Annotated in this window: 11 protein-coding genes; 8 read left to right on the top strand and 3 right to left on the bottom strand. The window is 56.0% G+C overall.

Going from position 1 to position 12,173, the window contains the following annotated elements; all coding sequences use genetic code 11:
• A complete protein-coding gene (kup, locus tag N1689_RS18195; protein ID WP_013359553.1) occupies positions 1-1,869 on the top strand; it encodes a low affinity potassium transporter Kup in 1,869 nt (622 codons plus the stop codon).
• A 15-nt stretch (positions 1,870-1,884) separates the two neighbouring features.
• Here the strand turns inward: kup and qseC are convergent, their stop codons facing one another.
• A complete protein-coding gene (qseC, locus tag N1689_RS18200; RefSeq protein WP_161733326.1) occupies positions 1,885-3,240 on the bottom strand; it encodes a quorum sensing histidine kinase QseC in 1,356 nt (451 codons plus the stop codon).
• Positions 3,228-3,899: a quorum sensing response regulator transcription factor QseB gene (gene qseB / locus N1689_RS18205; RefSeq protein ID WP_222924815.1), complete on the bottom strand. Its 672-nt coding sequence runs from the start codon at positions 3,897-3,899 to the stop codon at positions 3,228-3,230. The genes qseC and qseB overlap by 13 nt, the downstream gene beginning before the upstream one ends.
• 162 nt (positions 3,900-4,061) lie before the next feature.
• Here qseB and N1689_RS18210 point away from each other — a divergent pair, with 162 nt between their 5' ends.
• The 7 genes from N1689_RS18210 to rbsR all read left to right on the top strand — a co-directional run bounded on the left by N1689_RS18210 (position 4,062) and on the right by rbsR (position 10,445).
• Positions 4,062-4,469 (top strand): YgiW/YdeI family stress tolerance OB fold protein, encoded by a 408-nt coding sequence (locus N1689_RS18210; RefSeq protein ID WP_161733330.1) that lies wholly within the window; start codon positions 4,062-4,064, stop codon positions 4,467-4,469.
• 182 nt (positions 4,470-4,651) lie between these two features.
• Positions 4,652-5,071, top strand: a complete 420-nt coding sequence (gene rbsD, locus N1689_RS18215; protein ID WP_161733332.1) for a D-ribose pyranase — start codon at positions 4,652-4,654, stop codon at positions 5,069-5,071.
• Positions 5,072-5,078: 7 nt separating this feature from the next.
• Positions 5,079-6,587 (top strand): ribose ABC transporter ATP-binding protein RbsA, encoded by a 1,509-nt coding sequence (gene rbsA / locus N1689_RS18220; protein WP_260059677.1) that lies wholly within the window; start codon positions 5,079-5,081, stop codon positions 6,585-6,587.
• Positions 6,584-7,555, top strand: a complete 972-nt coding sequence (gene rbsC, locus N1689_RS18225; RefSeq protein WP_161733336.1) for a ribose ABC transporter permease — start codon at positions 6,584-6,586, stop codon at positions 7,553-7,555. Before rbsA ends, rbsC begins: the two co-directional genes overlap by 4 nt.
• 25 nt (positions 7,556-7,580) lie before the next feature.
• A complete protein-coding gene (gene rbsB / locus N1689_RS18230; RefSeq protein WP_098051971.1) occupies positions 7,581-8,456 on the top strand; it encodes a ribose ABC transporter substrate-binding protein RbsB in 876 nt (291 codons plus the stop codon).
• A gap of 62 nt (positions 8,457-8,518) precedes the next feature.
• Positions 8,519-9,448 (top strand): ribokinase, encoded by a 930-nt coding sequence (gene rbsK / locus N1689_RS18235; protein WP_253420530.1) that lies wholly within the window; start codon positions 8,519-8,521, stop codon positions 9,446-9,448.
• A gap of 13 nt (positions 9,449-9,461) precedes the next feature.
• The gene (gene rbsR, locus N1689_RS18240; RefSeq protein ID WP_161733341.1) at positions 9,462-10,445 is read left to right on the top strand and encodes a ribose operon transcriptional repressor RbsR; all 984 of its coding nucleotides are present in this window, start codon (positions 9,462-9,464) and stop codon (positions 10,443-10,445) included.
• Here rbsR and mdtD read toward each other — a convergent pair.
• On the bottom strand, positions 10,442-11,842 hold the full coding sequence (mdtD, locus tag N1689_RS18245) for a multidrug transporter subunit MdtD (RefSeq protein ID WP_161733343.1): 1,401 nt from the start codon (positions 11,840-11,842) through the stop codon (positions 10,442-10,444). The genes rbsR and mdtD overlap by 4 nt on opposite strands.
• Positions 11,843-12,173 lie beyond the last annotated feature (331 nt).

Here is a 12,173-nt window from a genome sequence, read left to right on the forward strand (position 1 = left end):
ATGAGCTCGGATAATAAGCAGTCACTTCGCGGATTAACGCTGGCCGCTATTGGTGTTGTTTACGGGGATATCGGCACCAGTCCGCTGTATACCTTGCGTGAATGTCTCTCCGGACAGTTTGGTTTCGGCGTTGAGCGGGAAGCGGTATTTGGCTTTCTGTCGCTGATTTTCTGGCTGCTGGTGCTGGTGGTCTCACTGAAGTACATCAGTTATGTGATGCGCGCCGACAACGCCGGGGAAGGCGGAATACTGACCCTGATGTCGCTGGCTGGCCGCCATACCGGTGCACGCGCCACGGCGGTGCTGGTGATCATGGGCCTGATTGGCGGCAGCTTCTTCTATGGAGAGGTGGTGATCACGCCAGCCATTTCGGTGATGTCCGCCATTGAGGGCCTTGAGATTGCTGCGCCGTCGCTGGATCCCTTTATTGTGCCGATGTCGATTGCCGTACTGACGCTGCTGTTTGCCATTCAGAAGCATGGCACCGGTATGGTGGGTAAACTCTTCGCGCCGGTAATGCTGGTCTGGTTTCTGGTGCTGGCGATCCTGGGGGTTATGGGCATCATGCGAAACCCGGACGTGCTGCATGCGCTGAATCCTGCCTATGCGGTTGAATTCTTCCTGCACTATAAGTCTGTTTCGTTCTTCGCCCTCGGTGCAGTCGTGCTGGCGATTACCGGGGTTGAGGCGCTCTATGCCGATATGGGTCACTTTGGTAAAGTGCCGATTCGACTGGCCTGGTTCTCAGTGGTGCTGCCGTCGCTGGTGCTGAACTACTTTGGCCAGGGCGCGCTGTTACTCAGCGATCCTAAAGCAATTAAAAACCCCTTCTTCCTGCTGGCCCCGGACTGGGCGCTGATCCCGATGCTGATTCTGGCAACGCTGGCCACCGTTATCGCTTCACAGGCGGTCATCTCTGGCGTCTTCTCGCTGACGCGTCAGGCGGTGCGACTGGGCTATCTGCCGGGGATGCGTATCATCCACACTTCTGAGCGCGAATCGGGCCAGATCTATATTCCGGTGATCAACTGGGTGCTCTATTTCGCCGTGCTGATTGTGATTATCAGCTTTGAGCATTCAAGCAATCTGGCTGCGGCTTACGGTATTGCGGTGACCGGCACTATGGTGCTGACGGCGATGCTCTCCTGCACCGTGGCGGTTAAAAACTGGCACTGGAATAAGCTGGCGGTCGCCGTCATCCTGGTGCTGATGCTTTGCATTGACGTGCCGTTGTTTACCGCCAATTTGGTGAAAATTTTCTCTGGTGGCTGGCTGCCGCTCTGTCTCGGCCTGGTGATGTTTATCATTATGACGACGTGGAAAAGCGAACGTTTCCGTCTGCTGCGCCGCATGCACGAACATGGTAACTCCCTGGAGGCAATGATCGCGTCGCTGGAGAAATCGCCGCCGGTTCGCGTACCGGGCACAGCGGTCTATATGTCGCGTGCCCTGAATGTGATTCCGTTTGCCATGCTGCACAACCTTAAGCATAACAAAGTGTTGCATGAGCGGGTCGTGCTGTTGACGTTGCGCACTGAAGATGCGCCTTACGTGCACAACGTGCGTCGTGTCACTATTGAGCAGCTGTCGCCGACCTTCTGGCGGGTGGTGGCAAGCTACGGCTGGCGTGAAACGCCAAACGTTGAGGAGATCTTCCATCGTTGCGGGCTGGAAGGACTCAACTGTCGCATGATGGAGACCTCGTTCTTTATGTCGCATGAGTCGCTGATCATCGGCAAGCGGCCGTGGTATCTGCGCCTGCGCGGCAAACTCTTCCTGGCGCTGCAGCGCAATGCGCTCCGTGCGCCAGACCAGTTTGAGATCCCGCCAAACCGGGTTATTGAGCTGGGCACTCAGGTCGAGATTTGATCGGCAGCGCCCGCCTTACGGGGTGGGCGCTGCCCAGCGTAGCGTGACGCACAAGCCGCCACCGGGTCGCTGGCTGAACGTAATCTGCATCCCGTGCAGTTGGGCAATATTACGCACTATCGATAATCCCAGCCCGCTCCCACTCTTCTCCTGACCTGGCGGTCGCCAGAAACGCTCACCGAGCCGTTGCAGGTCGGCAGCACTCAGACCCTCGCCGTTATCCTCCACCGACAGGCTGTTTGCCTGTAGTCGCACATCGACTTCGCTGCCCGCAGGCGTATAGCGAATGGCGTTATCCAGCAGATTCCGCACCAGCAGCGACAGCAACAGCGGATGGCCCTGAATTTGTGGATCGGCCTCAGCGTGCAGCCGCAACGTGACACCGGTTTTATCCGCCAGCGGCAATTGTGCGGCGAGTGTCTCCTGCACCGTGCGTTTCAGCGCCACCGGTTCGAAGGCGCTGCGTGCATCATCAGCTTCAACCCGCGAGAGCGTCAGCAGTTGATCCACCAGCCGCGTGGCGCGGACAATGCCGGCATCCAGTTGTTGCAGCGCATGGGTTCGCATCACTTCGTCATCCGCAGTCAGCTGGATCACTTCGCTTTGCACCTGCAGCGCGGCCAGCGGACTGCGCAGCTCATGCGCGGCATCGGAGGTAAAGCGCCGTTCACGCTGCATCATGGCGCTGATACGGCTGAAAAGGCCATTAAGCGCAATCATCAGCGGCTGTACCTCTTTCGGCACGCGGTCTGCCTGCAGCGGCGTATCGTCATCGGGCGCGCGCTGCGCCAGCTGCTGTGCCAGCGTTTTCAATGGCCGCAGTTCAGACCAGACCAGGCCGATGAGCAACAGCAGCATAAACGGCAGTGCGATCAGCCAGGGCAGCATACTGGCTTTCATCAGATCCTGCGTCATGTCGTCGCGGTATTCCGACTCCTGACCGACGACTACCCGGAATTTCTGATCCGGCGTGGTCAGCCAGACAAACCGCCAGCGATCGTCATCATTGGTGAGCTGACCCTCATGAAATCCCTGATAGTCCGCCTCAAACGGCAGATAGCGGCCATTATCGCCATCATTCATCACCTGCCTGCCGTCACGGGTAAAAACAGCAAAGGCCAGGGCATCGTCATCCTGCTCCCCACGATGGTGGCGCAGCATCGCTTTGGTTCGGGGCAGCGTGGTGTTATCCAGCGAAGAGAAATCAAGCGTCAGCAGGCGCTTGGCCAGCAGCATCTGCTGGGTATCAAACAGCTCATCAAGGGTTTCACGGGTCTGATGCCAGGCACTCAGGCTGGCGCTGGCCCAGCAGAGCCCGAGCAGCAGCACAAAACCGATACCCAGCCGCAGAAACAGGCTCATTGATCGCATTCAGCGGCTCCCAGGGTATAGCCGACGCCGTGCAGCGTGCGGATAAACGCGCTGCCCAGTTTTTTACGCAGATGATGAATGTGGACCTCTACCGCATTGCTGGAGACATCGGCGTCCCAGTTGTAGAGCTTCTCTTCCAGCTGGCTGCGCGTCAGCACCCGTCCTGGGTTGCGCATAAAGAGTTCCAGCAGCGCCAGTTCACGGCTTTTTAACTCGATCGCTTCGCCATCGCGCATGACGCTATGGCTGCCGGGGATCAGCACCACGTTACCGTGACGGAGTTCGGGCTGCAGTTGACCATGACGGCGGCGGATCAGCGCCTGTAAGCGCGCGGCCACTTCGGTTAAGGCAAAGGGTTTACACAGATAATCATCGGCTCCCATCTGCAGGCCTTCAACCCGCTGATCGAGCGCATCGCGGGCAGTCAGTATCAGTACCGGTACATCTTTGCCCAGCTGCCGCCACTGCCGCAGGATATCGAGCCCATCCCGCTCAGGCAGAGAAAGGTCCAGAATCACCGCATCCCAGGGCGCGGCCTCCAGCGCGTTAAAGCCCGACTCACCAGAGGTAAACCAGTCAACGCTGAAGCCCAGTTTACTCAGTCCCGCTTTGATACCGTCGCCAATTAAGCGATCGTCTTCAATCAGTAAAATACGCATTACGTCTCCCTGTTCTGATAGCGCTTTATACGAAGCAACTTCCTCCCTGTACAGCTGATTTCGGCGAAAATGGCTTATTTTTCACGCTTAAGAAGCTGTTAAGAACTCTGTGGTCAACTGGGCGTATTCAAACCGAAAACACCACTGAGAAAGGGGTACACCATGAAAAAGCACGCTGCAATTCTGGCCGTCGTTATGCTGGCTTCCGCCCCGGTTTTCGCTGCACAGCAGGGCGGATTTGTTGATCCCAGTGCGCCGGCCGCACAGACGCCGTCAGCATCCGGTCAGGGCGGCTTCAGTGCCGATAACACCAGTGTGGTGACCGTGAAGCAGGCTGAAGAGATGAAAGATGACAGCTGGATCACCGTGCGCGGCAAGCTGGAAAAACAGATCGGCAAGGAAGATTATCTGTTCCGCGACCAGACCGGCACCATGAAGGTCGAAATTGACCACAAGCACTGGAACGGCCAGACGATCACGCCCAAAGATAACGTTGAGCTGACGGGTGAACTGGACAAAGATTTCAACAGCATTGAGATGGACGTTAAGCAGGTTAAGAAACTGCCTTAATCGTTTACTTCAGGGCCGCATTCGCGGCCCTTTTTTCGTCCCATTCCCCGCCTTAATGCAAATTTCTCCCCGCGTGAGCGAAACGTTTCGATAGCGATCACAGATTTCTTCTTTGCCGGTTGAGTTGATGGGGGCTTTTCATACACTTCAGACAGCGAAACGTTTCGCTATGGAGTGAAAAGATGAAAAAAGGTCGCCTTTTAAACGCAGAACTCTCTCATGTGATTGCCCGCCTGGGACACACGGATACGCTGACGATTGCCGATGCTGGCTTGCCCATTCCGGCCGGACCGCGACGCATCGACTTAGCGCTTACGCCGGGTACGCCCGATTTTATGCAGGTGGTGAATGCTGTCGCACTGGAGATGCAGGTAGAGAGTGCCCTGATCGCGGAGGAGATTAAGCAGCATAATCCGCACCTTCATAGCGCGCTCGTCGCCGTGCTCGAAGCCTTGCAACAGCACCAGGGGAATAGCATCACCATCAGCTACACCAGTCATGAAAAATTCAAACAACAAACGCAGCGTAGTCAGGCGGTCATTCGCAGCGGAGAGTGCTCTCCATTTGCGAATGTCATCCTCAGCGCCGGTGTGACCTTCTGAGGCCGCTATGCAACCTTTACTGCAACTCGACGGCATTGAAAAATCCTTTCCGGGCGTGAAAGCCCTGAAGGGTGCGTCGCTGAATGTCCGTGCAGGACGCGTGATGGCGCTGGTGGGCGAGAACGGCGCAGGCAAGTCCACCATGATGAAAGTGCTGACCGGGATCTATCAATATGATGCCGGTACGCTGCGCTGGCTCGGTAAAGAGACCCGTTTCAGTGGACCGAAAGCGTCTCAGGAAGCGGGTATTGGCATCATCCATCAGGAGCTGAACCTGATCCCTCAGTTAACCGTGGCGGAAAATATTTTTCTCGGTCGCGAATATGTGGGTCGTTTTGGCCGTATCCAGTGGCCGCGTATGTATGCCGAAGCCGATGCGCTGCTTAAAAGGCTCAATCTGCGCTTCAACAGCCACAAGCTGGTTGGCGATTTGTCGATTGGCGATCAGCAGATGGTCGAAATCGCCAAAGTGCTGAGCTTTGAGTCGCAGGTCATCATCATGGATGAGCCGACCGATGCGCTGACGGATACCGAAACGCTGTCGCTGTTCCGGGTGATCAACGAACTGAAAGCGCAGGGCTGCGGCATCGTCTATATCTCGCATCGCATGAAAGAGATCTTTGAGATCTGCGATGACGTCACCGTATTCCGCGACGGTCAGTTTATTGCTGAACGTCCGGTCAGCGAGCTGACCGAAGAGAGCCTGATCGAGATGATGGTCGGACGCAAGCTGGAAGATCAATATCCACATCTTAATCAGGCGCCCGGCGACGTGCGGCTCAAAGTGGAAAACGTCAGCGGGCCGGGCGTGGAGAACGTCAGCTTCACTCTGCGCAAAGGTGAAATCCTTGGCATTTCGGGCCTGATGGGCGCAGGCCGTACTGAACTGATGAAGGTACTCTACGGCGCCCTGCCGCGTCGTGAAGGCGCAATGTGGCTCAATGGCCGGGAAGTGGTGACGCGTTCGCCACAGGATGGACTGGCTAACGGTATCGTCTATATCTCGGAAGATCGTAAGCGTGATGGTCTGGTGCTGGGCATGTCAGTGAAAGAGAACATGTCGCTGACGGCGTTAGGCTATTTCAGTCACGGCAGCGGCACGCTGAAACATGCAGCAGAGCAGCTGGCGGTAGGCGATTTTATCCGGCTGTTCAACGTGAAAACCCCTTCTATGGAGCAGCCGATTGGCCTGCTTTCAGGCGGCAACCAGCAGAAAGTGGCGATTGCCCGCGGTCTGATGACCCGCCCTAACGTGCTGATTCTGGACGAACCGACCCGCGGTGTGGATGTCGGTGCGAAGAAAGAGATCTACCAACTGATTAACCAGTTTAAAGCCGAAGGGCTGAGCATCATCCTGGTCTCCTCGGAAATGCCGGAAGTGCTGGGTATGAGCGACAGGATTCTGGTGATGCATGAAGGCCGTATCAGCGGCGAATTTACCCGAGAAGACGCCACTCAGGAGAGCCTGATGGCAGCCGCCGTAGGCAAGCAACACAGCGAGGATTTAGTGGTATGACGACCCAAACTTTACCGGCCAGCCGTCGCTGGTTTAGCAAAAGCTGGCTACTGGAACAGAAGTCGCTGATTGCGCTGGTGGTGCTGATTGCCGTAGTGGCCAGCCAGAGCCCGAACTTCTTTACCGTGGCGAACCTGTTCAACATTCTGCAGCAGACCTCGGTCAACGCCATTATGGCGGTCGGGATGACGCTGGTGATCCTGACTTCCGGTATTGACCTCTCTGTGGGATCGCTGCTGGCCCTGACCGGTGCGGTCGGTGCATCGCTGGTGGGCATGGAAGTCAATGCACTGGTCGCGGTAGCGGCTTCGCTGGCGCTGGGTGCGGCAATCGGTGCCCTGACCGGCACCATTGTGGCGCGCGGTAAGGTTCAGGCCTTTATCGCCACGCTAGTCATGATGCTGCTGCTGCGCGGTGTCACCATGGTCTACACCGACGGCAGCCCGATTAACACCGGCTTCAGTGCCAATGCCGATCTGCTGGGCTGGTTTGGTATTGGTCGCCCGCTGGGTATCCCTGCGCCGGTCTGGCTGATGGCGCTGGTCTTTGTCGCCGCCTGGTACATGCTGCAGCACACGCGTCTGGGTCGCTATATCTATGCGCTTGGCGGTAACGAAGCGGCAACGCGTCTCTCAGGCATCAATGTGAATCGCGTCAAAATCATCGTCTATTCACTGAGCGGCATGCTGGCGGCGCTGGCGGGCACCATTGAAGTGGCGCGTCTCTCATCAGCACAGCCGACGGCGGGTACCGGCTATGAGCTGGATGCGATTGCTGCGGTCGTGTTAGGCGGAACCAGTCTGGCTGGCGGTAAAGGCCGTATTTTCGGCACCCTGATTGGCGCGCTGATCCTCGGCTTCCTGAACAACGGCCTGAACCTGATGGGCGTCTCTTCGTACTACCAGATGATCGTTAAAGCGGTAGTCATCCTGCTGGCGGTGCTGGTGGATAATAAAAGCAGTAAATAACTCTGACCTTACACAGGATAATAAGATGAAAAAGTTAACCGCACTGGCCATGATCCTCGGCGCAACGCTCAGTACCAGCGCTATGGCAAAAGATACCATCGCGCTGGTGGTTTCAACCCTGAACAACCCGTTCTTTGTTTCTCTGAAAGAGGGTGCTCAGAAAGAAGCGGACAAACTGGGTTATAACCTGGTGGTGCTGGATTCACAGAACAACCCGGCTAAAGAGCTGGCGAACGTGCAGGATCTGACCGTTCGCGGTACTAAGCTACTGCTGATCAACCCGACTGACTCTGATGCCGTAGGTAACGCAGTCAAGATGGCTAACCAGGCGAACATTCCTGTCATCACGCTGGATCGTGTTGCGGCACAGGGCACCGTGGTCAGCCACGTCGCTTCCGATAACCGTTTCGGCGGTAAAATGGCCGGTGATTTTATCGCCAAAAAAGTCGGCGAAAATGCCAAAATTATTGAGCTGCAGGGCATTGCCGGCACCTCTGCTGCCCGCGAACGTGGCGAGGGCTTCAAACAGGCCGCTGATGCGCATAAATTCCAGATCCTCGCCAGCCAGCCTGCTGACTTTGACCGTACCAAAGGTCTGAACGTCATGCAGAACCTGCTGCAGGCGCATCCGGATGTTCAGGCGGTATTCGCTCAGAACGACGAAATGGCGCTGGGTGCACTGCGTGCGCTGCAGACCGCCGGAAAAACAGGTGTGATCGTGGTTGGTTTTGACGGCACTGCTGATGGCGTGAAAGCCGTAGAAGCTGGCAAACTGTCTGCGACCGTGGCACAGATGCCAGACAAAATTGGCATGATCGGCGTGGACACCGCTGATAAAGTGCTGAAGGGTGAAAAAGTGAAGGCGATCAATCCGGTCGACCTGAAGCTGGTCACTCAATAACTCAAAGAAAAGCAGGGCACCGCGCCACCCTCCCGGTGGCGCACTTATTCCGGACTCCCCTAATGAGCAAAAACGCAAAACTGGCCGTTCTTGGCAGCATTAACGCTGACCACATCCTTAATCTGGCGCACTTCCCTCGTCCCGGTGAAACGGTGATCGGGCAGAATTATCAGGTTGCGTTTGGCGGTAAAGGCGCGAATCAGGCGGTCGCCGCGGGTCGTGCGGGTGCCGATATCGCCTTTATAGGCTGTGTGGGCGCTGACGACATTGGCGAACGTATTCGTGAGCAGCTCACACAGGACAATATTGATACCACGCCTGTAGAAGTGGTTGAAGGCGAGTCGACCGGTGTGGCGATGATTTTCGTCAACGGTGACGGTGAGAACACTATCGGCATCTACTCCGGTGCAAACGCGGCGCTAACGCCTGATTGCGTGGCGCGTCATCAGCCGGTCATTGCCGGTGCCGATGCACTTTTAATGCAGCTGGAATCACCGCTGGAGAGCGTGCTGGCCGCCGCGACATTTGCCCGACAGCATCAGACGCAGGTTATTCTCAATCCGGCACCTGCCACCCCTCTCTCCGATGAGTTGCTGGCGCTGATCGATATTATTACTCCGAATGAAACGGAAGCGGAGAGTCTGACCGGCATTGCGGTTAACAATGATGAAGATGCGGCCCGCGCGGCGGCAGCACTGCATGCGAAAGGCATCGGCACGGTACTGATTACGCTGGGTCGCCGCGGTGTCTGGTTGAGCGAGCAGGGAGACGGTCAGCGTATTGCAGGCTTCAGCGTTAAAGCTATTGATACCATTGCGGCAGGCGACACCTTTAACGGTGCCTTTATTACCGCAAGACTGGAACAGAAGCCGATGTATGACGCGGTGCGATTTGCCCATGCCGCCGCCGCGATTGCCGTTACGCGTTCAGGTGCACAGCCCTCCGTGCCGTGGCGCGCGGAGATCGATGAATTTTTGCTGCAGCAGGGTTAAGCGCTTGAGTACCATGAAAGATGTCGCTCGGCTCGCGGGCGTCTCTACCTCCACTGTCTCGCACGTCATTAATAACAATCGCTTTGTCAGTGAAGGCGTGCGGGAAAAAGTTGAGCAGGCTATACGTCATCTTAACTATGCTCCTTCTGCACTGGCACGCAGTCTGAAAATTAATCAGACGCACACTATCGGTATGCTGCTGACTACCAGCAGTAACCCTTTTTATGCCGAAGTGGTGCGGGGCGTGGAGGAGAGCTGCTATCAGCGTGGCTACAGCCTGATTCTCTGTAATACGGCGGGAGATGAGGAGCGGATGAATCGCAGCCTGGAAACGCTGATGCAGAAGCGTGTCGATGGTTTGCTGATCATGTGTACTGAAAGTCATCTGCCGTCGGCAGACATCCTGAATCGTTATCCCTCTATACCTGCGGTGATGATGGACTGGGCACCATTTGAGGGGCGCGGTGACATCATTCAGGATAATGCGCTGCTGGGCGGCGAGCTGGCCACTCAGCATCTTATCGACAGCGGTTATACCCGTATCGCCTGTATAGCCGGTCCTCAGGATAAAACTCCGGCCCGTATGCGGCTCGAAGGTTATCGCAACGCCATGACTAAGAGTGGGCTGGAGATTTTGCCTGGCTATATCGTGAATGGTGACTTTGAATTCCAGGGTGGCTACAACGGGATGATCGAGTTGCTGGCGCTGGAAACGCTGCCGGAAGCGGTATTCACCAGTAACGATGCGATGGCTGTCGGCGTTTATCATGCCCTCTATCAGGCTGGCATGCAGGTTCCGCAGCAAATGGCGGTCATGGGGTATGACGATATTGAACTGGCGCGCTATCTCACTCCGCCACTGAGTACTATTCATCAGCCCAAAGATGCACTGGGCGAACTGGCGATAGATACATTAATTCATCGTCTCAGCGATCCCGACGCCAGCCAGCAAACGCTGGTGCTGACGCCGGAACTGGTGGTGCGAGGTTCGGTTTAGCGCTTTTTCTTCTTGTCGCGATTACTGATCAGATTACGTCCATCGCCGTTTTTCAGCAGCATAAAAGTCAGTGCCGAAAGCACGGTAACAACACCCATGGTCAGAAACGTGGCATGGAACTGTGAAATGGTGCTGGTTTCAAACTCCTGATAGAAGCGCAGCACCGCCGCGCTGACGGCCACACCAAAACTGATCGCTAACTGCTGCGTCACTGCCAGCACGCTATTACCCCCGCTGGCGTTATCATCATCCAGATCGGCCAGAGTAATGGTGTTCATGGCGGTGAACTGCGTAGACATCGCCATACCGAGAACAAACAGTGGAAGCAAGAGTACAAAGATGCTTTCAGCGGGTGACTGCAGAGAGAAGCTGGCGATCAGGATGCCGATAATGGCGGTAATGCCGACCAGCAGACGGCGATAGCCCAGCCAGCGCAGCAGTTGTGTCACCGTTGACTTCGCCAGTATTGAACCAATGGCGGTTGGCGCCATCATGCAGCCTGCGATAATCGCAGAAAAGCCAAACCCGACCTGCAACATGAGCGGCATCAAAAAGGGCACACAGCCGGTGCCGAGACGAGAGGCAATATTGCCGACGATGCCGACTGAGAATGTCCGGGTTTTAAACATCGGCAGATTGATCAACGGTGAAGGGTGATTCCGGGCATGTACTATATAGAGGAGCAAAAGCACGATCCCGCTGAGTAATATCCCGCCCGCCAGCCAGGCAGAAACAATCCGCTCACCGAACAGCTCAATCCCAATTGAAATCATCACCAGTCCAGTCCCGAATAATATGAAGCCGAAAAAGTCGAAGCGGCGCTTGGGTGTAGTGAAGTCCGGCATATATTTGCGTGCGTAGATAATGCCGAGAATGCCTATCGGGATATTAATCAGGAAGATCCAGTGCCACGTCGCGTAGGTTACCAGCACACCGCCCAGCATGGGGCCCAATATTGGGCCAACTAATCCTGGCATGGTGACGAAATTGAGTACTGGCAGCAATTCACTGCGCGGATAGGCGCGTAGCAGCGCAAGGCGTGCGACCGGCATCATCATTGCGCCACCCACGCCCTGTACGATTCGCGATATGACCAGCACCGAAAGCGTCGGTGAGAGCGCACAAGCCAGCGAGCCGAGGGTGAACAGCGAAACCGCAATGATAAATACCTTGCGCGTGCCGAAGCGATCGGCGAGCCAGCCGCTGACCGGAATCAGCATAGCGACAGTGAGGGTGTAACTGATGACGGCGGATTGCATGGCCAGGGGAGAACGGTCAAGGCTGGTGGCGATAGCGGGCAGGGCGGTATTCAGTATAGTGGCGTCGAGTGACTGCATGAAAAAGGCCATAGCCGCTATCCATGGCAAACCGGCCATGCTGCGCGAGGATTTTATCATTGAGTGTCCTTCCTGGGGTTATCCTGCGAGAAGAAGCAAAATAATAGCACCCGTAATCTGCAACGGCAGGTCTCTTTACAACGTTTGATCGCTGTTTTTGTGCGTTATTCGGCCATGAAACGTCTCTTTTTAAGCCGTTCGTTTAAAAAAGATGCGCTCAGTAAATTAATTCGAAGAAACACTTGTCAGCCTGCGGAAACTCCCTATAATGCGCCTCCATCGACACGGAACACCGGCAACGGGATGACGGGCTGAGAGGCACAGGAGACTGCGCCGCCGGAGAAAAACTTCTGAAATAGAGGTTGACTCTGCAGGAGGAAAGCGTAATATA

It is taken from the genome of Pantoea sp. XY16, from assembly GCF_025153065.1.
In the GTDB taxonomy this organism is placed as follows: Bacteria; Pseudomonadota; Gammaproteobacteria; order Enterobacterales; family Enterobacteriaceae; genus Pantoea; species Pantoea alfalfae.

Coding starts and splice junctions, on each gene's coding strand:
- rbsK (WP_253420530.1), top strand. CDS start 8,519: ATGAGCAAAAACGCAAAACTGGCCGTTCTTGGCAGCATTAACGCTGAC.
- qseC (WP_161733326.1), bottom strand. CDS start 3,240: ATGCGATCAATGAGCCTGTTTCTGCGGCTGGGTATCGGTTTTGTGCTG.
- mdtD (WP_161733343.1), bottom strand. CDS start 11,842: ATGATAAAATCCTCGCGCAGCATGGCCGGTTTGCCATGGATAGCGGCT.
- N1689_RS18210 (WP_161733330.1), top strand. CDS start 4,062: ATGAAAAAGCACGCTGCAATTCTGGCCGTCGTTATGCTGGCTTCCGCC.
- kup (WP_013359553.1), top strand. CDS start 1: ATGAGCTCGGATAATAAGCAGTCACTTCGCGGATTAACGCTGGCCGCT.
- rbsB (WP_098051971.1), top strand. CDS start 7,581: ATGAAAAAGTTAACCGCACTGGCCATGATCCTCGGCGCAACGCTCAGT.
- rbsR (WP_161733341.1), top strand. CDS start 9,462: ATGAAAGATGTCGCTCGGCTCGCGGGCGTCTCTACCTCCACTGTCTCG.
- rbsD (WP_161733332.1), top strand. CDS start 4,652: ATGAAAAAAGGTCGCCTTTTAAACGCAGAACTCTCTCATGTGATTGCC.
- qseB (WP_222924815.1), bottom strand. CDS start 3,899: ATGCGTATTTTACTGATTGAAGACGATCGCTTAATTGGCGACGGTATC.
- rbsA (WP_260059677.1), top strand. CDS start 5,079: ATGCAACCTTTACTGCAACTCGACGGCATTGAAAAATCCTTTCCGGGC.
- rbsC (WP_161733336.1), top strand. CDS start 6,584: ATGACGACCCAAACTTTACCGGCCAGCCGTCGCTGGTTTAGCAAAAGC.